General features: G+C 67.3%; 19 protein-coding genes and 2 tRNA genes. 9 read left to right on the top strand and 12 right to left on the bottom strand.

Annotated features, from left to right (window positions below):
- Positions 1 to 1,056, bottom strand: a complete 1,056-nt coding sequence (locus QZ378_RS03085) for a hypothetical protein (protein WP_291257263.1) — start codon at positions 1,054 to 1,056, stop codon at positions 1 to 3.
- Positions 1,057 to 1,252: 196 nt separating this feature from the next.
- On the opposite strand from QZ378_RS03085, the gene QZ378_RS03080 reads away from it, so the two are divergent.
- The 4 genes from QZ378_RS03080 to lepB are packed head-to-tail and all read left to right on the top strand — an operon-like array spanning position 1,253 to position 6,052.
- Positions 1,253 to 2,035 (top strand): TIGR00282 family metallophosphoesterase, encoded by a 783-nt coding sequence (locus QZ378_RS03080; protein ID WP_291257262.1) that lies wholly within the window; start codon positions 1,253 to 1,255, stop codon positions 2,033 to 2,035.
- A gap of 48 nt (positions 2,036 to 2,083) precedes the next feature.
- Positions 2,084 to 3,160, top strand: coding sequence for a DNA repair exonuclease (locus tag QZ378_RS03075; RefSeq protein WP_291257261.1), 1,077 nt, complete (start codon positions 2,084 to 2,086; stop codon positions 3,158 to 3,160).
- Positions 3,157 to 5,391, top strand: a complete 2,235-nt coding sequence (locus tag QZ378_RS03070) for an AAA family ATPase (RefSeq protein WP_291257260.1) — start codon at positions 3,157 to 3,159, stop codon at positions 5,389 to 5,391. Before QZ378_RS03075 ends, QZ378_RS03070 begins: the two co-directional genes overlap by 4 nt.
- A 52-nt stretch (positions 5,392 to 5,443) precedes the next feature.
- Positions 5,444 to 6,052 (top strand): signal peptidase I, encoded by a 609-nt coding sequence (gene lepB / locus QZ378_RS03065; RefSeq protein ID WP_291257259.1) that lies wholly within the window; start codon positions 5,444 to 5,446, stop codon positions 6,050 to 6,052.
- A 68-nt stretch (positions 6,053 to 6,120) separates the two neighbouring features.
- Here lepB and QZ378_RS03060 read toward each other — a convergent pair whose 3' ends face one another.
- The 5 genes from QZ378_RS03060 to QZ378_RS03040 all read right to left on the bottom strand — a co-directional run bounded on the left by QZ378_RS03060 (position 6,121) and on the right by QZ378_RS03040 (position 8,256).
- Complete coding sequence (locus QZ378_RS03060) at positions 6,121 to 6,462, bottom strand: cupin domain-containing protein (protein WP_291257258.1); 342 nt, start codon at positions 6,460 to 6,462, stop codon at positions 6,121 to 6,123.
- An 18-nt stretch (positions 6,463 to 6,480) separates the two neighbouring features.
- Positions 6,481 to 6,843, bottom strand: a complete 363-nt coding sequence (locus QZ378_RS03055; protein ID WP_087241128.1) for a DUF6483 family protein — start codon at positions 6,841 to 6,843, stop codon at positions 6,481 to 6,483.
- A gap of 12 nt (positions 6,844 to 6,855) precedes the next feature.
- Positions 6,856 to 7,479: a LexA family transcriptional regulator gene (locus tag QZ378_RS03050; RefSeq protein ID WP_191379213.1), complete on the bottom strand. Its 624-nt coding sequence runs from the start codon at positions 7,477 to 7,479 to the stop codon at positions 6,856 to 6,858.
- Positions 7,480 to 7,949: 470 nt separating this feature from the next.
- Positions 7,950 to 8,034 (bottom strand) — tRNA-Tyr (locus tag QZ378_RS03045).
- Between the two features lie 146 nt (positions 8,035 to 8,180).
- Positions 8,181 to 8,256 (bottom strand) — tRNA-Thr (locus QZ378_RS03040).
- A gap of 265 nt (positions 8,257 to 8,521) precedes the next feature.
- Between QZ378_RS03040 and QZ378_RS03035 the strand changes: the two genes are divergently transcribed.
- The 5 genes from QZ378_RS03035 to ftsH all read left to right on the top strand — a co-directional run bounded on the left by QZ378_RS03035 (position 8,522) and on the right by ftsH (position 13,315).
- Positions 8,522 to 8,752 carry a hypothetical protein gene (locus QZ378_RS03035; protein WP_087241124.1) on the top strand — a complete coding sequence of 77 codons (231 nt, stop codon included), beginning with the start codon at positions 8,522 to 8,524 and terminating at the stop codon, positions 8,750 to 8,752.
- The gene (locus QZ378_RS03030) at positions 8,733 to 9,050 is read left to right on the top strand and encodes a sigma-70 family RNA polymerase sigma factor (RefSeq protein WP_242967167.1); all 318 of its coding nucleotides are present in this window, start codon (positions 8,733 to 8,735) and stop codon (positions 9,048 to 9,050) included. Before QZ378_RS03035 ends, QZ378_RS03030 begins: the two co-directional genes overlap by 20 nt.
- 117 nt (positions 9,051 to 9,167) lie before the next feature.
- Positions 9,168 to 10,541: an RNA polymerase factor sigma-54 gene (gene rpoN, locus QZ378_RS03025; protein WP_291257257.1), complete on the top strand. Its 1,374-nt coding sequence runs from the start codon at positions 9,168 to 9,170 to the stop codon at positions 10,539 to 10,541.
- A 74-nt stretch (positions 10,542 to 10,615) separates the two neighbouring features.
- On the top strand, positions 10,616 to 11,275 hold the full coding sequence (locus QZ378_RS03020) for an HAD family hydrolase (RefSeq protein ID WP_291257256.1): 660 nt from the start codon (positions 10,616 to 10,618) through the stop codon (positions 11,273 to 11,275).
- 162 nt (positions 11,276 to 11,437) lie between these two features.
- On the top strand, positions 11,438 to 13,315 hold the full coding sequence (gene ftsH / locus QZ378_RS03015; protein ID WP_291257255.1) for an ATP-dependent zinc metalloprotease FtsH: 1,878 nt from the start codon (positions 11,438 to 11,440) through the stop codon (positions 13,313 to 13,315).
- Positions 13,316 to 13,377: 62 nt separating this feature from the next.
- Here ftsH and QZ378_RS03010 read toward each other — a convergent pair whose 3' ends face one another.
- From QZ378_RS03010 to QZ378_RS02985, 6 genes are all read right to left on the bottom strand, one after another.
- The gene (locus QZ378_RS03010; protein WP_191379208.1) at positions 13,378 to 13,851 is read right to left on the bottom strand and encodes a hypothetical protein; all 474 of its coding nucleotides are present in this window, start codon (positions 13,849 to 13,851) and stop codon (positions 13,378 to 13,380) included.
- 33 nt (positions 13,852 to 13,884) lie between these two features.
- Positions 13,885 to 14,856, bottom strand: a complete 972-nt coding sequence (locus tag QZ378_RS03005) for an MBL fold metallo-hydrolase (RefSeq protein ID WP_291257254.1) — start codon at positions 14,854 to 14,856, stop codon at positions 13,885 to 13,887.
- Between the two features lie 160 nt (positions 14,857 to 15,016).
- Positions 15,017 to 17,131 (bottom strand): S-layer homology domain-containing protein, encoded by a 2,115-nt coding sequence (locus QZ378_RS03000; protein WP_291257253.1) that lies wholly within the window; start codon positions 17,129 to 17,131, stop codon positions 15,017 to 15,019.
- Between the two features lie 187 nt (positions 17,132 to 17,318).
- On the bottom strand, positions 17,319 to 18,239 hold the full coding sequence (locus tag QZ378_RS02995) for a pseudouridine-5'-phosphate glycosidase (protein WP_291257252.1): 921 nt from the start codon (positions 18,237 to 18,239) through the stop codon (positions 17,319 to 17,321).
- A gap of 56 nt (positions 18,240 to 18,295) precedes the next feature.
- Entirely contained in the window at positions 18,296 to 18,826 is a 531-nt protein-coding gene (locus tag QZ378_RS02990) for a YgjV family protein (RefSeq protein WP_291257251.1), read from the bottom strand.
- Positions 18,823 to 19,588 (bottom strand): PfkB family carbohydrate kinase (locus QZ378_RS02985; protein WP_291257250.1); only part of this gene is annotated, 766 nt, incomplete at its 5' end. The genes QZ378_RS02985 and QZ378_RS02990, both read right to left, overlap by 4 nt.

The raw sequence follows: 19,588 nt of genomic DNA, 5'->3' as shown, positions 1-19,588 counted from the left end.
TCAGTCCCTCCCGTCCATGTCCGGATTCTGCTCCCGGAAGATGATTCGGAAGCTGGGGATATTATCGTAGCCCAGGTTGGAGGTCTCCACCGTGAAGCGGTAGGCCCGCTCCGTGAGGACGGCGGACACCACCACGTCCTCCCCCTCCTCCTGGATGGTCACATCGGTGAGGAAGTGGCTGTCCCGGCCCAGAGAGCCCGCCGGGAAGGAGCAGGGGTAGAGGTTCTCCGGGTAGCCCATGGCGGCCAGATCCCCGTTCAGCGCGGAGCCGGTAGTCCCGCTCTCCAGGCTGGTGTTGTAGAGCCGCAGGGTGAACCGCCGGGTGTCCGGGTCATAGCTGGTCTCCAGGCTTGGGGTGGTGGTGGCCGCCGGGAAGAAGGACTGGAACCGCTCCAGGCTGTCCCCGTTAGGGATAAAGGAGAAGGAGAGCCCGTCGGCGTCGATGCGGGCGTCGTAGAGTTGCTCCCAGCGGTCGCTTGCAGCGGGCCCATCCCCGTCCCAGTACCCCAGATAGAGGGGCTCCGCCGGATCCAGCCAGGCGGTCTCGTGTGTGGTCTCGGTCTCTGTCCAATTGCTGTCGATCACGCCGTCCTGATCCCCCAGTACCCGGACCGTATAGGTCTCCGGCAGGCCCTTCCAGGGGACGACAGCGCTCTGTCCGGTGGTGGTGCACCTCACCTGCCCCGCGGCGATGATCTCATAGGCTTCAAACTGGTCCATGGCGGTGAGCTGTACCCGCCGGCCGGTGGCGCAGAACACCCAGTCCAGCAGGGAAAAATTGGGGTCGTTGGCGTAGCCGTACTCCACCAGGAAATCCCCCTCATAAGGGGTTAGCGCCCGCACCTCGTACCCCTCCCAGCCGTAGAGGGTACGGATGCTCTCCTCCGTGACGGGGAGCACCTGGAAGGAATATCCGGCGGTCTGGTCCTCCGTCCGGGCCGGGGTGGTCTCCGGCGGCGGGGTGGTCTCTGTGGGGGCCGGGGCCTCCGAAGCGCAGGCGGTCAGGAGCCCCGCCAGAGTCAGGGCGGACAGGCCGGTAAAAAGCAGCTTTTTCATAGAGAATATCCTCCTTTTGTCCTACTATGATAACACCCGCGGCGGGAAATTGGGTTACAGGGGCGGTTCCAATCCGGTTACAGGCAATGACAGCGGGTTACAGGGCCGCTTTGCAAAAAACGGTTTGCCCTTTTGCGGGAAATCACATATAATATAACTTGTTTGTTGTTTTGTTTGTGACAGAGGGAGGAGCACTATGATACTGAACGTACTGGCCGTGGGCGACGTGGTGGGGGATTCCGGGGTGGAATACCTGGGCCGCCACCTGCGGGAGCTGAAAAAGTTCAAGGACGTCCACTTCACCGTGGTCAACGGGGAGAACGCCTCCGGCGTGGGCATCCTGCCCCGGCAGGCCCGGGAGATCTTCGACGCCGGGGCCGACGTGGTCACCCTGGGCAACCACACCTGGAACCGCATCCAGATCGCCGACTTCCTGGAGAGCGACCGCTACACCCTCCGTCCCGCCAACTACACCAGCCGGGTGCCCGGCCGGGGCTGGGGCGTGTACGACGGCCCAAAGGGGGTGCGCATCGGGGTGATCAACCTCATCGGCCGGTGCGAGATGGACAGCAACTTTGAAAACCCCTTCACCACCGCCGACCGGGTGCTCAAGCGCATGGAGGGCACCGACGTGGTGCTGGTGGACTTCCACGCCGAGGCCACCAGCGAGAAGGGGGCCATGGGCTGGTACCTGGACGGCCGGGCCCACGCCGTCTGGGGCACCCACACCCACGTGCCCACCGCCGACTGCCAGGTGCTCCCCAAGGGGTTGGGCTTCGTCACCGACCTGGGCATGACCGGCCCGGCCCAGAGCGTGCTGGGCATCCGGCCGGAGCAGGCCATCAACCGCTTCCTGGGCGGCCTGCCCCGGCGGTTTGAGCCCGCCCCCGGCCCCTGCAAGCTGGAGAGCGTGCTCTTCTCCATCGACGTGGACGCGGGCAGGTGCCTGTCCGTGGAGCGGGTGGACATCCGCGATTAAACGGCGGACGGGCCGCCTACGTCCCACCGCAGAAAGGAATCTGAAACCATGCTGACCATCATCCACGGGGCGGACTTCCATCTGGACGCCCCTTTCGCGGCCCTGCCGGCGGACAAGGCCAGGGAGCGCCGGGGGGAGCAGCGGGAGCTGCTCACCCGCCTGGCCGACCTGGTGGAGGAGCGGCGGGCCGACCTGGTGCTCCTGTCCGGCGATCTGCTGGACGGCGGGGAGACCTACCAGGAGACGGTGCAGGCCCTGGCCCGGTGCCTGGGGGGCCTGCCCTGCCCGGTGTTCATCGCGCCGGGCAACCACGACTACTACGACGCCCGCTCGGTGTACGCCGGGACGGCCTGGCCGGACAACGTCCACATCTTTTCCACCGTGGCGGTGGAGTCGGTGGAGCTGCCCGGCCTCAGCTGCGTGGTGCACGGGGCGGCCTTCACCACCCCCCAAGCCGACCGCTCCCCGTTGCTGGGCTTTTCCGCCCCACGGGACGGGAACACCCACCTGATGGTGCTCCACGGGGATGTGGAAAACCGGAGCCGCTATGGCCCCATCACCCTGGCCGATATCGCCGCCAGCAATCTCACCTACCTGGCCCTGGGCCACGTCCACGCCTGCTCCGGCCTGCAAAGGGCCGGGGATACCTGCTGGGCCTACCCCGGCTGTCCCGAGGGGCGGGGCTTTGACGAGACGGGGGACAAGGGCGTGCTGGCCGTGACCGTGGATGACGGGGGCGCGGTGTCCGCCGAGTTTGTCCCCCTGGCCAAGCGGCACTATGAGATCCTGACGGTGGACGTCACCGGGGCGGAGAGCCCGGCGGCGGCCCTGGAGGCCGCCCTGCCCGCCGCCCCCACCGGCGACTGCTGCCGCATCGTGCTCACCGGGGAGCGGGACACGCCGCCGGATATTCCCGCCCTCACCGCCCTGGCGGAGCCGCGCTATTACAGCCTCACCCTCCGGGATCAGACCCGGAAGCGGCGGGAGCTGTGGGCCCGCTCGGGGGAGGACAGCCTTACCGGCCTGTTCCTGCGCACCCTGAAAAGCCAGCAGCCGGAGGGGCTGGAGCTGGCCGCCCGGTTCGGCCTGGCGGCCCTGGAGAACGGGGAGGATCCCTGCCCATGAGAATCATACGTATGAAAGCCTCCTTCGGCACGCTCCAGAACCGGGAGCTGGCGCTGGGGGAGGGCCTGAATATCATCCAGGCCCCCAACGAGGGGGGCAAGTCCACCTGGTCGGCCTTCCTGCGGGCCATGCTCTACGGCGTCAACACCAAGGAGCGGGACAGGCAGGGTTACATCGCGGAGAAGAACCGCTACCAGCCCTGGGGCGGCGGGCCCATGGAGGGGAGCGTGGAGCTGGTCTGGCAGGGCCAGTCCATCACCCTCCGGCGCTCCGCCAAGGGGAGCACCCCCTTCGGCCAGTTTGAGGCGGTGTACACCGACACCGGCGCGCCGGTGCCTGGCCTCACCGGGGCCAACGCCGGGGAGGTGCTCACCGGCGTGCCGAGAGAGGTCTTTGAGCGCTCCGCCTTCGTGGGACAGGGGGGCGCGGCCATCGACGGCGCCCCCGCCCTGGAGGCCCGCATCGCCGCCCTGGCCTCCAGCGGGGAGGAGGACGTGTCCTACTCCCAGGTGGAGCGCCGCCTGCGGGACTGGCTCAACCGGAGAAAGCACAACAAGACCGGCCTGATCCCCAGGCTGGAGGGCGAGCTGGCGGAGATTGACGCCGCCCTGGCCCGGCAGGCCAAGGCCTTCCGGCTCTCCCAGGAGGCCAAAAGAGAGATCGACCGGCTCCAGGCCGAGCACAGGCTGCTGGAGGCCGAGCGGGACGCCCATCTGGCCCGGGCCATGGAACAGCGCCGGGAGCGGTGGGAGGCGGCCCAGGCCGCCCTGGCCCAGGCCCAGGGGCAGGTGGACAATCTGGAGGCCGAGCGCACCCGCCACGGCCCGCCGCCGGATCGGGACACCCTGAAAAAGGCCCAGGAGGAGCTCAACGCCCTCAACGCCCTCCACACCAGCCGCAGGCTGACAGAGAGCCAGCTGGAGGAGGCCCGGGCCGCCGAGGCCGAGGCCGAAGCGGCAGCGGAAGACCCTCTGTTCCCCGAGCTGACCCCCGACCAGGCCTGGCAGCAGGCCAGCGCCGACGCCGAGACGGCGGAGCGGACGCCCCGCACCGGCGGCCTGTACGCCGGGGGCGGCATCCTGCTGGCGGCGGGGGCCGCGGCCCTGGTGCTGGGAATTGCCGGCGTGCTGCCCGCCCTGTGGATGGGGCTCGCCCTGTGCGGCGTGGGTCTGGCGGCGGGAGCCGCCCTGCTGGCCGCCGCCGGAACCGCCAAAAAGCGGGCGGCCGCGGCGGCCGCGGAGATCCTGGCCCGCTATGAGGCGGAGAGCCCCCAGGACATCCTGGGCCGGGCCAATTCCTACCGGGAATCCCGGGTGGTGGCGGAGCAGGCCGCCAAAAAGCGGGAGGAGCTGGAGCGCACCCTGTCGGAGCTGAACCAGCGGGACGAGGCCACCCGCTCCAGGCTGCTGGAGCTGGTGCACCCCTTCGCCCCCGGCGTGACCGACTCCTTCGGCGTGTCCGCCGCCCTCTCCCGGGCGCTGAACCTGGATGAGAAGCTGTCCACCGCCCGGGTGCGCCTGGAGGGGGCCAAAAAGCTGGCCGACAGCCTGCCCCGGCCGGAGGACACCGCCGCCGCCCCCGGGGTGGAGCCCCGGTTCGACCCCGCCGAGACGGCGGCAAGGCTCACCGCCGCGGAGGGGGAGCTCTCCCGCCTGCGGGGCGGCCTGGCCATGGCCCAGGGGGAGCTGAACACCCTGGGGGCGCCGGAGGAGTTCCGCGCCCGGCGGGAGGCCGTCACGGAGGAGCTGGAGCGCCGCCGGGCGGAGTACGACGCCATCGCCGCCGCCCTGGCCGCCCTGGAGGGGGCCCACGGCCAGCTCCAGGCCCGGTTCTCCCCCGCCCTCAACCGCCGGGCGGGGGTGCTGCTCTCCCGGCTCACCGGCGGCAAATACGACAAGGTGGCCCTGACCCAGCAGTTTGAGGCCCTGGCCGAGGAGCACGACGGTCTGACGCCCCGGCGGGCGCTGGCCCTGTCCCAGGGCACCGCCGACCAGCTCTATCTGGCGGTGCGCCTGGCGGTGTGCGGGCTGGTGCTGCCCGGGGACGACCCCTGCCCCCTGGTGCTGGATGACGCCCTGGCCAACTTTGACGACGGCCGCTGCGCCCTGGCCCTGGAACTGCTGGAGGAGCTGGGGAGGGAGCGGCAGATTCTCCTGTTCACCTGCCACGCCCGGGAGGGCGCCCTGCTGGCGGAACATCCGGGCGTGTCCATCCAGACCTTGCAATCGTGAGCGGATCAGGGTATAATACCCTTAACTTTGTATGTGCATGGAGCTGATACCATTGGCAAAAAGCAAGAAAACGGACGAAAAGGAGAAGGAGGAGCTGTCCAGCGAGGACTCCTTCAAGATGGATCTCTTCTTCTGGCTCCAGGCCCTGGTGGCCGCCCTCATCACCCTGATTCTCCTCTTCACCTTTGTGGGGCGCATCATCGGCGTGGACGGGGACTCCATGTACCCCACCCTCCACAACGGGGATCTGCTTCTCCTCCAGAGCGTGGGCTATGAGCCCAGGCAGGGGGACGTGGTGGTGCTCACCAAGGAGTTTGACGCCTCCGACGGCCCCATTGTCAAGCGGGTGATCGCCGTGGGGGGGCAGACGGTGGACATCGACTACGAGGCGGGCACCGTCTCGGTGGACGGCCAGGTGCTGGACGAGCCCTATATCAACCCCGAGGAGATCATGGCGCCCCCGTCCAACTACGAGCACGCCACCCATGTGGAGGTGCCGGAGGGCTCCATCTTCGTCATGGGCGACAACCGCAACCACTCCTCCGACAGCCGGGACGTGACCCTGGGCGCGGTGGATGAGCGGTATGTGCTGGGGCGGGCCCTGTGGATCATCCTGCCCTTCGACCACTTCGGCGCCATTCCCGACGGGACGGAGGGCTGAACCCGGACACAGGCAGAAAAACGGCGGCGCGCATCTGTGATGCGCGCCGCCGTTTTGTTGTCCCCTTCTCAGCCGCCGTCCCCGTGCCGGGGCACCACGGCAAAGAAGATCAGATCCTCGCCGCCGTCGTTGACCAGGGAGTGGGTGTGCCCCTCCGGACAGTAGTGGCAGCCGCCGGGGGCCAGGGCCTCCTCTCCCCCGTCGTACAGGGCCTTCCCCGTGCCGGAGAGGATATAGACAATCTCGCTGCTCCCCTGATGGGGGTGCAGGCCGATGGAGGCCCCCGGCTCCAGCCGGCCCCTCATGATGCGGTTGTTCCCGTCCACAAACATGCGGGCGTAGGTGGTCTTCTCCCCGTCCCGGAAGCGGGGGATGGCGGTCTCCTCCATGGCGTCAAAGTCCAGCTTCATGGCAAAATCCTCCTTTTCTCACAGCAGGGAGACGCCGAACTGCGCCGCCAGGTTCCGCAGGCCGTCCTGCACCTCATCCCGGGCGAAGCCCCCCTGCTCCAGCTGTTCGTCACTGAGATCGTTGAGGCGGCTGTAGAAATCCACCGCCAGCTCCAGATAGCGCCTGTCCTCCGGCTCCGCCCGCTGGTAGAGCAGATCCTCCGCCCCGCCGATGTCCCCGGCGTTGACCTTCTCCAGCAGGGTGCGGTAGAGCTCGTCAATCTCCGCGTCCTCCGCCGCCCCGGTGGGGGTGTAGGCCGTATCCTCCTTCTGAAACACCAGATAGGCGATGGAGCGGGCCAGGGCCTCCACCTGGCGCATCATCCAGTCCTCGGTCAGCATGGCTTTCCCTCCTTATAAATTGCGCACCAGGCGCACCGCCACGCCCACAATGCGGGCCGCGCCGGTCTCAAAATCCCGCAGGGGGACGAGCCTGGGCTCATAGGCCGGGTTCTCCGGCTGGAGGATCACCATGTCCCGCTGCACCCGGAAGCGCTTGAGGGTGGCGTCCTCCCCGTCCACCAGGCAGGCCACGATCTGGCCGTTCTCCGCCGTATCCTGCCTCCGGATGAGCACCAGATCCCCCGGACGGATGCCGGCGTTGACCATGCTGTCCCCCGTCACCCGCAGGTAAAAGTGATCCTCCGGCCCGGACACGTCGGCGGCGGCCCAGCCCTCCGCCCGCTGCCGGGCGGCCATGGGCAGGCCCGCCCGGATGGTGCCCAGCACCGGCACCATCCCGCCGCCGGCCGGCGACGGGGTGCGGGGCACATCATAGCCCTGGAGCCACAGGGGATCCACCCCCAGGGCCCGTGCAATGGCGGCGGCGGTGCCGATTTTGGGCTCCCGCCGGCCCAGCACATAGCGGTTCAGGGTCTGGGGGTTGCGCCCCAGCAGGGTTCCCAGCTGCTCATAGCTCAGCCCCCGCTCCTCCATCAGGCCCCGCAGGCGGGCGCCGAAGGTACTCTCCTGCTCCATGCCGCCGTCCCTCCTGTCCCATACTTTGGGCTATCCTATCACATTTTATCACCAATTGCAATATAAATTTAGAAAAATCTCTTGACTATTATCTCCGTTTGGTGTTATGATAGCCAAGTAATAGAACAAACGTTCTATTTCGTTCCCTGTTTATCACCATTTGGGGATATCAGTGCCGGCCCACAGCCCTGCAGCAGCGCACATGCGGATAAAAAAATGCCCCGCCTGAAACCCCAAGCACAAACCAGCACAGCGTTTGTGATTGGGAGAGGAGGAGCAAGGAAGCGGGCGGATGGCCTTTTGCAAAACAAAAGGCCGAAGCAAAGCAGACTTTGCTCCGACGAGGAGGAAGATGGATTCGCTTTTCTGCGGAAAAGCCACGGCGGTGGAAACGCGCCACCGGCGCGTTTCCAAGAGCCGCCTTTCGAATCCACAATAAAAAACGCCCCACCTGCTGGCGGGACGTTTGTTGGTGGAGGAGGGTGGATTCGAACCACCGAAGCGAATCGCAACAGATTTACAGTCTGCCCCCTTTGGCCACTCGGGAACTCCTCCATGTGAACTTGTTCCGCCCTGCGCAAACCCCGTCGGAGACTGGAGAGGGTATCGCGCCGCAGGCGCGTATCTAGGGGGAACTAGTTCCCCCTAGAAGGCGCTTCCCTCGCGAAGCGAAAGATTTTCCGCAGAAAATCGAAGCGCCCTGGAGCTGGTGGACGGACTCGAACCCCCGACCGGTTGATTACAAATCAACTGCTCTACCAACTGAGCTACACCAGCAGACCAGCTCGTCCACAGCGAATGTTATTTTACCAAGCGTGAGGTGATTTGTCAAGTAGAAGTTTTTGTTTTTTTACACTTTTTTGCGAGGGGGCGGAGAGGATTCGACGGCGGATCTGGCTCCGGCCCCTGCGGGACAGCCAGCGGCTGCCCCCGCGGGGCTGGTGCCGCCGGTGCCGGGGGGAGCTCTACGGCGGGGAGGCGGGGCTGTGCCCCGCCTGCCGCGCCCTGACAGCCGGCGGAGATGGAGAGGAGGATACAACCGATGACACTGATGGAGCTTTCCGTGCAGTACCGCGCCAATGCCGCGGCGCTGCGGGAGCGGGCGCTGGCGCTGGAGGGCCGGCGGCGGAGTGAGCCGGAGCAGGCCGGCCGCCTGCTGGACAGCCGCATCCAGCAGCTGCGCGCCATGTGGCGGGAGGCCAGGGATCTGGCCGTCCTGTGCGAGCACTACTATGAGAGGGGGTATCGCCGCAATGCCCGGTATACGCTATAGGCGGGGCGGCGCCTATGCCGCCGACATGGCCCGCTATGCCCAGGCCATGGCCGGGGACAACTCCGAGCAACTCAGCATCGTCAAGCGCAATCTGGTTCGGGCTCTGCAGGAGGACGTGACCCCCCGGCAGCGGGAGGTGCTGCTGCTCTATTACGGCCAGCGGCTCAACACCCGGGAGATCGGGGAGAAGCTGGGGGTGAGCCGCTCCACCGTGGCCCGCACCATCAAGCGGGGGGAGGCCCGGCTGCGCCGCTGCCTGCGCTACGGTGCGGGGGCTTTTCTCAGCCCCGGCAATTAGCGCCGGCGCATTTTCTACATCCCCGGGCCCGTTCTTGTGTTGAAATAAGGGCCCATTCCATGATATACTGTCTCCCGTACGAAATTCCCCGTTTTTTCGCAAAGGGAGGCCAGCGCATTGGAACTCAATCTCTCTCAGAAGCAGACGCAGACCCTGTCGCCCCAGATGATGCAGTCCATGGAAATCCTGCAGATGGGCTCTCAGGAGCTTCTGGAATACATCGAGGAGGCGGTACAGGAGAACCCGGTGCTGGAGCCGGAGGAGTCCTACGACAAGCAGGACGAGTTTTCCACCCTGCAGCGCAAGCTGGAGTGGCTGGAGTCCACCGACCCCCAGAACCGGTACTACCACCAGCAGGACACCGAGGAGGAGGACAACCCCCTGAAAAATTACGGCACGGTGGAGGACGACGACGAAAACCTCTACTATTATGTCCTCTCCCAGCTGAAGGTGCTGGAGCTGGCGCCGGAGGTCATGGACGCCGGGATCTTCCTGGTGGAGAGCCTGAACCAGAACGGCTGGCTGGACGAGCCCCTGGACGCCCTGGCCGCCGACTGCGGCTGCCCGCCGGAGACCATGGAGAAGGCCCTGGAGGTGGTGCAGTCCCTGGAGCCCGCCGGCGTGGGGGCCCGGAGCCTGTCTGAGTGCCTCAAGCTTCAGCTGGTGCGCCGCCAGCCGGTGAACCAGCTGGCGGTGACCATTGCGGAGCATTACCTGGACGCCCTGTCCAAGAACCGCTACGGCCTGATCGCCCGGGAGCTGAAGGCCAGCCAGGAGGAGGTGCGGGCGGCCTGTGATCTGATCCGCTCCCTCAACCCCCGGCCGGGCACCGGCTTTGCCGCCCGGGAAAACCTGACCTACATCAACCCGGACATCATCGTGGTCAGCTTCCAGGATCACTTCGAGCTGCTCACCAACGACTACTACTTCCCCACCCTGAACATCAGCGGGTATTACACCCGCCTGCTCAAGGAGAGCGACGACGAGCAGGTGAAGGACTACCTGACCGACAAGGTGCGCCAGGCCAAATGGATGGTCAAGGCCATCGAGCAGCGCCGCTCCACCCTCATGTCCTGCGCCGAGTGCATTCTGGAGCTGCAGGAGGACTTCTTCCGCAAGGGGCCGGGCCACCTGGTGCCCCTGTCCCTGGCCGACGTGGCCCAGCGCATCGGCGTCCACGAGTCCACGGTGAGCCGGGCGGTGAAGGACAAGTACATCCAGTGCTCCATGGGGGTGTATCCCCTGAGCTACTTCTTCTCCCGCAGCCTGGGCGCCTCCGGCGCCGGCGGGGAGGAAGCCGCCTCCCCCGATGCGGCCAAGGCCCTGCTGAAAAAGCTCATCGCCGGGGAGGACAAGAAAAAGCCCCTGTCCGACCAGAAGCTCTGCGAGCTCATGGCCGCCCAGGGCTGCACCCTCTCCCGGCGCACCGTGGCCAAGTACCGGGACGAGCTGCACATTCCCAGCACCGCCGGGCGGAAGCTCTACGAATAAATCGCGTCTCATCCAGGCGGCCCCGCCGCCTGGATGAGGCATATTCAGCCCCCGTGCGCGGAGGAGGATACACAATGGACTACAAAGCTGTATTTTTTGATTTCGACTACACCCTGGGCGACGCCACCGAGGCCATCGTGGCCGGGTTTCAGTACGCCTTTGCCAAAATGGGCCTGCCCGAGCCGGAGCGGGAGGCGGTGCGCCGCACCATCGGCATGATGCTGGAGGACGAGTACACCGTCCTCACCGGCGACAGCGGCCCGGAAAACCGCGCCCGCTTCCGGAAGCTGTACACCGAGAAGGCCGGCCCCCTCCAGGTGGAGAGCACCCGGCTCTTCCCCGGCGCGGCGGAGCTGCTCACCGCCCTGCACCGGCAGGGCATCCCCGCAGGCATCGTCAGCACCAAAAAGACCGGCACCCTCCGGGACGTGCTGGAGGCCCGGGGCGTGGCCCACCTGCTCACCTCCATCGTGGGGGGCGACCAGGTGTCCGCCCCCAAGCCGGATCCCCAGGGGCTGCTGGCCTCCGTAAACGCCCTGGGCCTGGCTCCGGCGGAGGTGCTCTTCTGCGGGGACACCACCATCGACGGGGAGACCGCCCGCCGGGCGGGCACTCACTTCTGCGCGGTGCTCAACGGCACCACCGGCGCGGAGGAGTTCCTGGCCGCCCGGGTGCCCTGCGACCACATGGCCGACTCCCTGTGGGATCTCAAGCAGTGGCTGGGCCTCAACTGAATCACAGTACAGGACGGGCGGCCCCGCTGGGGCCGCCCGTTTTTCTGCCCGGGACTATGAACATTGTGTAAAATGCGGAGCGGATGCGTTGACTTTTCCGGGGCGCGCTCTTATGATATGGTTAGCACACGAAATAATAATTCGCACTTCGGAGGAATCCATATGAAAGAGATCAAAGACAGCGACGTGAAGCCGTCGCCCCCGAAAAAGCCACTGTTTTTCTACTATCTGGTGGCCCTGATCGTACTGATGCTTCTCAACGTGTTCCTGTTCCCCTCCATGCTGGAGCGGCAGGTGTATGAGGTGCCATACAGCCAGTTTTTGGACATGGTGGACGACGGCCGGGTGACCCAGGTGGCCCTGGACGAGACCAACCGGGAGATCGTGTTCCTGGCCACGGATGAGAGCGGCAGCGAGGCCGTCTATCAAACGGGTATCTGGCCCGACGACGGACAGCGGCTGCTCAGTCAGCTGCGGGAAAACGAGGACATCCAGTTTACCGCTGAAATCCCCACCCAGGCCAACCCCATCCTCTCCTTCCTGGTGAGCTGGATTCTGCCCATCTTTATCTTCATCCTCCTGGGCGAGCTGCTCTCCCGCTGGATGGTGAAGCGGATGGGCGGCCTGCCCGGTGGCATGGGCAATGCCATGACCTTCGGCAAGTCGGGCGCCAAGGTCTATGTGGAGGAGGCCTCCACCGGCGTCACCTTTGCCGACGTGGCCGGCCAGGACGAGGCCAAGGAGGCCCTGATGGAGGTGGTGGACTTTCTCCACGAGCCGGAGAAGTACGCCGCCATCGGTGCCAAGCTGCCCAAGGGCGTGCTGCTGGTGGGCCCGCCGGGTACCGGCAAAACCCTGCTGGCCAAGGCCGTGGCCGGGGAGGCAAAGGTGCCCTTCTTCTCTATCTCCGGCTCGGAGTTTGTGGAGATGTTCGTGGGTATGGGGGCCGCCAAGGTCAGGGATCTGTTCAAGCAGGCCAATGAGAAGGCCCCCTGCATCGTGTTCATCGACGAGATCGACGCCATCGGCAAGAAGCGGGACACCGGCGGCTACGGCGGCAATGACGAGCGGGAGCAGACCCTCAACCAGCTGCTGGCCGAGATGGACGGCTTCGACTCCAGCCGGGGCGTGGTGCTCCTGGCGGCCACCAACCGGCCGGAGACCCTGGATCCCGCCCTGCTGCGGCCCGGCCGGTTTGACCGCCGGGTGCCGGTGGAGCTGCCCGATCTCCAGGGCCGCATCGCCATCCTGAAAGTCCACGGCAGGGACGTGCACATCGACGGGGATGTGGACTGGGGCGCCATCGCCCGGGCCACCGCCGGCGCCTCCGGCGCGGAGCTGGCCAACATCATCAACGAGGGCGCCCTCCGGGCCGTCCGCCAGGGGCGGAAGACCGTCACCCAGGCGGATCTGGAGGAGAGCGTGGAGACCGTCATCGCCGGCGCCCAGCGGAAGAACGCCGTCATCTCCCCGGAGGAGAAGAAGATCGTGGCCTACCACGAGGTGGGCCACGCCCTGGTGGCCGCCCTCCAGACCCACTCCGCCCCGGTGACCAAGATCACCATCGTGCCCCGCACCTCCGGCGCCCTGGGCTACACCATGCAGGTGGACTCCGGTGAGCACAACCTGATGAGCCGCACCGAGCTGCGCAACAAGCTCGCCACCCTCACCGGCGGCCGCTCCGCCGAGGAGCTGATCTTCGGCGCGGACAACATGACCACCGGCGCCTCCAACGACATCGAGCAGGCCACCAAGCTGGCCCGGGCCATGATCACCCGCTACGGCATGACCGAAGCGTTCGACATGGTGGCCCTGGAGACCGTCACCAACCAGTACCTGGGCGGCGACACCTCCCTGGCCTGCTCCGCCGACACCGCCGCGGAGATCGACCGGCAGGTGGTGGCCACCGTCAAGGCCGCCCACCAGAAGGCCCTGGCCCTGCTGCGGGAGAATGAGGACAAGCTCCACGCCCTGGCCGGGTACCTCCTGGAGAAGGAGACCATCACCGGCGAGGAGTTCATGGAGCGCCTGAACCAGTGACGGCGCAGAACGCACACGCCCCCGCGCCCGGCTCGTGCCGGACGCGGGGGCGTTCCTGTCTCTCAATGGCGGGTGAGGGCCCTCCACAGCTTCTTCTGATTGGGCATCATCCGCCGAGGCGGAGTACGCTTCCGATATCGCTCCGCCACCTCCGCCCTCCGCTTCTCCGTCAGATAGGGCACCAGAGGGACTGCGTATCCCTCAAAGGCCAGCAGGGAGAACGCCGTGCGCTGGTCATCCGGCTGCGGATAGAACAGCATCTGCTCCAGGGCCTGGGCGGCAAAGTGATCGGCCTCCTCCGGCGTCAGGCCGGACAGCAGCGTCGTCAGAGCCTTCACCCAACCACCCAGCCTCTGGGCAAAGGTGTCCACCAGCTGATTAAGCCGAGGATTTCCATCCCCCCGCAGATAGTTGCTGAACAGCTCCATCATACCGGTGCTGCGGGCCTCCGCCAGACCCTCCAAAAAGCGGGCATAGCCGCTGCACATGTCCTCCAACACCTGTTCCGGCGTCTCATAGGCCTCCTGAAGTTCCATTTGAAGCTCCTCCCTTGTGTGTCCGTAATCCGCTCACAGCGCCCGGTAGCGCCACACCACCCCGTCCCAGTCCCGGGCGGCCAGGCCCCGCAGGCGCAGGTAGTCCAGATGTGCCATACACTCCCCCACCGCGAACCACTTCTGGGCCAGGGGGAAATCCTCCCAGCTGCTGGCCCGGATGCGCCAGCGCATCCGCCCGGCGGCCTGGTAGGCGGTGAGCCCCGGCTCGTTCCGGAGGATGGTTCGCAGTTCCTCCAACCGGCGGGCGTGGTGCTCCAGCAGGGCATCTACCCGGGGCGCCAGCTCCCCCCGGCCCCGGTGGCCGGGGAGGGCCAGCCGGACGGGCAGTTCCCGCACAGCCCGCAGGCTGTCCAGATAGCTGCCCAGGGCGTCCTCCATCTCCAGCCAGGAGGTAATATTGGGGGAGATGTCAAAGAGGACGTGGTCGCCGGTGAAGAGGACGCCCTCTGCCTCGTCCCAGAAGCACATCTGCCCCGCCGTGTGGCCGGGCACGGGGATGCACCGCAGCCGACGGCGGCCCGCCTCCACCACGGCGCCCGGCTCCAGGGTGCAGTAGCGGTGGGTGGGGACGGGGGCCAGGGCCCGGGCGGGGTTGGCCGTGTTCTGGGCCAGCAGCTCCGCCGGGAAGCCCTCGGCGCGGAACCGCTCGTCCCGCCGGGCCCACTGGGCATCGTCCGCGTGCTCCAGGTAGTCCCGGTCGGGGCTGCTGATCCAGATCCATCCGGTGTCCCCCACCACCTCCGGCGCCAGACCGGAGTGGTCGGAGTGGAGATGGGTAAGCACCACGTCCACATCCCGCTGATCCACCCCCAGTTCGTCCAAGCCGGCAAAGAGGGCCTGGCGGCACGCCTCCTGCCGGAAGCCCGTGTCGATCAAAACCGCGCGCTCCCCGCCGGTGAGCAGATAGCTGTTCAGCTCCCGCAGCGGGTTGCCCGGCAGGGGCACCGGGATGCGGTACAGTCCCTCTGAAATTCGCTCTGTCATGTCAGCCTGGCTCCTTTCCTGTCGGATCCCATCTTACCAGCCCAGGCGGGTTTCCGTCAAGAAAAAATGCCGGATTCCCTCTCTCCAGCGTAGAAACCGTACAAAACGGCGCCCCGCAGTCAGGGACTGCGGGGCGCCGTGTATTGCTCCTTCTTCCGGGTTACCGGGCTTGATTGGCCTCCACATAGAGGGCAAATGCCTCCAGAGCCTCGGCGGCCTCTTCCCGGGTGATGGTATCGCCGGGGAGGAAGCGGCCGCTCCCATCCGCGGTCAGGGTGCCGGTGCGGAGGCAGAACTCCACCGCGGGCCGGGCCCAGGCGGCCACATCGGCCGCGTCGGACAGCTCCGCCGCGGCGGGGCCGTCCTCGGGGGCGGACAGCTCCAGGGAGCGGGCATAGTTGTAGAGCATCACCGCGGCCTGCTCCCGGGTGACGGCCTGGGTGGGCAGAAGCCGGCCCTTGCCGTCGCCGCTGACCACGCCGGTCTCGGCGGCCCACACCGCCGCACTGCTGTCGCCCACGTCGATGAAGGCGGCGGAGGCGCCGGGCTGGGGACTGCCGGCCAACTCATAGAGCATTGTGATGAACTCCAGACGGTTCAGCGGGCCGCCTACCGAGCCGGCATACACGGCCCAACTGCCCAGCTGCATGGGGACCAGCCGGTTCAGCTCCGAAGCGCAGGCGGCCAGCACTGCGGCAGGCGTGCCGCCCTGGGCGGCAAACCGCTCGTCCAGATCGGAGCGCCACACCACCTTCCCCTTCGGGAAGTCGGGGTCGTCCAGGCGGCGGGCGGACACTGCCAGCACCAGCACCTGGTCGTCCTCCACCGGCTCACCGTCCAGGGTAAGGCCGTCCACCCGCTCCCCCGCCGGGGCGCCCAGATAGAGGGTATAGTCCAGGCCGTAAAGGGTATCGGCGGCCTCGCCGCCGGAGATGGAGCCGTCCTCCTCCGCCGTGTAGGACTCCGCGCAGATGTCCAGCCACGCCTTCAGCTGGGCGCCGGTGAGCTCCACCGCCGCCAGGGGCGTCTGGTCGGACAGCAGGGCAGCGCAGCCGTCCAGGGAGAGGACGGCCGTGTTCGCCCCCTCCTGGAAGAGGGCGGCCGCGTCGGTCTCCCCCAGGCTGCGGGGACAGAGCAGGGCGCCGTCGGCCCCGGTGGCCCACAGCATGGAGGCCGCGGCCAGGGTCGCCGTGGGGGTGGGGCCGTACTGGGGCTCAGTCTCGCCGATCCAGTCACCGGTCAGGGTGGCCACCCGTTCGCCGGCCTGTTTCTCCACCTTCTCCAGCTCGTCGGCCACCTGACCGGCCAGCGTGTCGTCGGGCGCATAGTCCTCCAGGGAGAGGAGGGTGCTCTCCCCCACCTCCGGCGTGCCGGCGGCGGAGAGAGTGACGGTGGTGCGGGTCAGGTCGGTGCCGCCGCCGCTGACCAGGGACACGTTCTCCCCTGCGGCGTTCTGAACCGTATCCGCGTAGGCGGAGCCGTGGCCGCCCACCACCAGGTCAATGCCGGTGGTCTGGGCCGCAAAGTCCGCCGCCACATCCCGGTCGGCGTGGCAGACCACCACCACCAGGTCGCAGTTCTCCTCCTCCAGCTTTTCCTGCCAGTACTCCGTCCACTCCCAGACGTAGCTGTTCTCCGTGTTGTCCCCGTGGGCAAAGTCCACGCCCTCGCAGTAGGAGGCGGGCAGCCGTTCCGCTCCGTCGATGGCCCCCAGGCCCAGCACGCCCACGCGCACCGCCCGGCCGCCCACTTCGGCGGTGAGGACGGCATAGCCCTCGGCGGCCGGCTCCTGGCTGTCCCCGTCCAGATAGTTGCCGGAGAGAACCCGGACGGGGGCGGTCTCCTCCTCCTCAGCCGTGAGGGCGTCAAAGAACCCGTCCCTGGCGTCGGGGCCCAGGCGGAACTCATTCAGGCCGGGCACCAGCACGTCGTAGCCGATGGCGCGCAGGGCCAGGGCCTCGGCCTCCCCGCCGTCCTGGAGCAGGCTGTTGTCCACCGCGTCGCCGCTGTCCAGCAGCAGGGCGGCATCCACCTGTTCCCGCTCTTGTTCCATGGCGGAGGCCACGTTCTGATAGCCCGCCGCCACCCGCTCACCGGTCAGGGGATCCTGCCGGTACACCCGGCCGGCCATGTCGCCGGTGGTGTAGATGGCCAGGACAGGGCCCTGGGCCTCCGTCTCCCCGGATGGCTCCGCCGCGGCCACAGGCGCGGCCAGCAGGGCCGCGCTCAGCAGCGCCGCCCAAACAGGTTTGAGAAAATGCCGCTTCCGCGCCATTCAAATCGCCTCATTTCTCCCAGAATGGGAAAGATATTCTCGTGGGCATTATAACGCCGCCGCCCCACGGATGCAACGGATTGGGCCCGAATGTTAAGAAAAAGAAACATAGCGGGCAGAATCTTCCGCGAAAAAAGTCCTCCGGGCCCGAAAACGGGCCCGGAGGACGCGGCACAGCGGGGAGGTATTACAGCTTGGACAGCTCGCAGGCGGTCTGGGCGGCCAGGCGGGCATTGTTGAACACCAGCTGGATGTTGGAGTCCAGGCTGTCGCCGCCGGTGAGCTCCTTCACCTTGGCCAGCAGGAAGGGGGTGGTGGCCTTGCCGTGGATGCCCTGGGCGTTGGCGGCGGCAATGGCCTCGTCGATGGCGCGGTTGATCACCTCGTGATCCATGGAGAACTCCTCGGGGATGGGGTTGGTCACCAGCATGCCGCCCTTCAGGCCCAGCTCGTGGGAGGCGTGGAAGATGGACGCCAGCTCGGCGGGGGTGTCCACCTGGTAGTCCACCTCGAAGCCGCTTTTGCGGGTGTAGAAGGCGGGCAGCTCCTTGGTGCCGTAGCCCAGCACGGGCACGCCGTGGGTCTCCAGGTACTCCAGGGTCAGGCCCAGATCCAGGATGGACTTGGCGCCGGCGCACACCACCATGACTGGGGTGTTGGCCAGCTCCTCCAGGTCGGCGGAGATGTCCATGGTGGTCTCGGCGCCCCGGTGGACGCCGCCGATGCCGCCGGTGGCGAAGATTTTAATGCCCGCCATGTGGGCGATCATCATGGTGGTGGTGACGGTGGTGGCGCCGTCGGCCTTGCGGGCGCACAGCACCGCCAGATCCCGGCGGCTGGCCTTGGTGACGGCCTGGCCCTGCTTGCCCAGGTACTCGATCTCCTCCTTGGTGCAGCCGGCCTTCAGGCGGCCGCCCAGGATGGCGATGGTGGCGGGCACCGCGCCGTTGTCCCGGATGATCTGCTCCACCTTGAGGGCGGTCTCCACGTTCTGGGGATAGGGCATGCCGTGGGAGATGATGGTGGACTCCAGGGCCACCACGGGCTTGCCTGCGGCCACGGCCTGGGCCACCTCGGGGGCCACGTCCAGATACTTGGCGAGATTCATGGTTGTTTACCTCCTGTAATTAAGATGTTGTTATATACAGTTCAAAATCAGAAAACTCAGGATTCCCGGCGGGGGCGGGCCAAGCCGGGGCGGATGTCGAAGCGCCAGACCGCCAACACGAAGGAGCAGAAGGCGGCCACCTCGATGGCGGCGCTGGTGTAGGACCCGGCAATCAGGTTGTAGAGGAATACCGGCGGGGAGTTGAGGAGGAACAGCAGCCGGGTCAGGCGCATGTTCCGGCTCCACAGGGCCACGGTGGTGAGCATCATGGCCAGGCCCAGGAGCATACAGTAGGGCCCGTCCCAGGTCAGCAGGGGGGACACCCCGTAGCACACCAGGAAGAGAGCCAGCCACCTCCGGCCGGAGGCCCAGGGCCGGTCGTTGCAGGCGCACACCGTCCCGCGGGCCAGGCCCAGCAGGTTGATGAGCACCCCCGTCCACGCCCCCAGCAGGCTGTACTGGACGATCCACAGCACACAGCAGAGCAGCTGGAGCAGGAGGATCTTCCTCCGGCTACCGGTCTGGACGGAGGTGAAGGAGATCAGGGAGCCGACGAGCCCCAGCACTTGTGCCAGCCAGAAGCTCACGTGGCGCTCCCTCCCGTCTCCGCCCCGCCGGGCCCGGGGAAGCCCGCCCGCCGGCGGAGCAGCTCCGCGCTCATGGACGGGTTAATCGTTTCTGAACTCTCCATGGCGATGGCCCCGGCGGCCATGGCGGCCCTGGCGGTGCCCGCCAGATCGGTGCCCTCCAGGTAGGCCCAGGCGATGGCGGCCATGCCCGCGTCGCCGCAGCCGGTGGTGTTCACCATGGCGCCGGGGCAGCAGGGCACGTGGAGCCGCTCGTTGTGGTCGGCGGCGTAGACGCCGTCGCCCCCCAGGCTGATGAACACCCGCCGCAGGCCGGTGGAGAGCAGGACATCCGCCGCCTTGTCCAGGCTGGCCTGGTCGGTGATGGTCACGCCGGAGAGCAGCTCCGCCTCCAGGCGGTTGGGCTTGAGGGTGTGGAGCTTCCCCAGCACCGGCCGCAGCTTTTCCGCCTTGGCGGTGGACACCGGGTCGGCGAAGATGGGCAGGCGGATGTTCTCCGCCAGCCAGGCGATGGACTCCGCCGGGATGTTGGTATCCACCACAATGAGCTGGGCGTTCTGGAGCAGCCGGGCCCGGCCGGAGAGAAAGGCGGGGGTCACGTGGTCGTAGATGTCCATGTCGCTGACCGCCAGGGCCATGTCCCCGTGCTCGTCGGCGATGAACAGATAGGTGGAGGTGGCCCCGCCGGGCACCGTCAGGCAGTGGGAGATGTCGATGCCCAGCTCGCCGCAGGAGGCGGCGATGCGCTGGGCGTTCATGTCG

The sequence above is a fragment of the Flavonifractor sp. genome, assembly GCF_019422385.1.
In the GTDB taxonomy this organism is placed as follows: Bacteria; Bacillota; Clostridia; order Oscillospirales; family Oscillospiraceae; genus Flavonifractor; species Flavonifractor avistercoris.
This window is presented reverse-complemented; position numbering and strand designations above follow the sequence as displayed.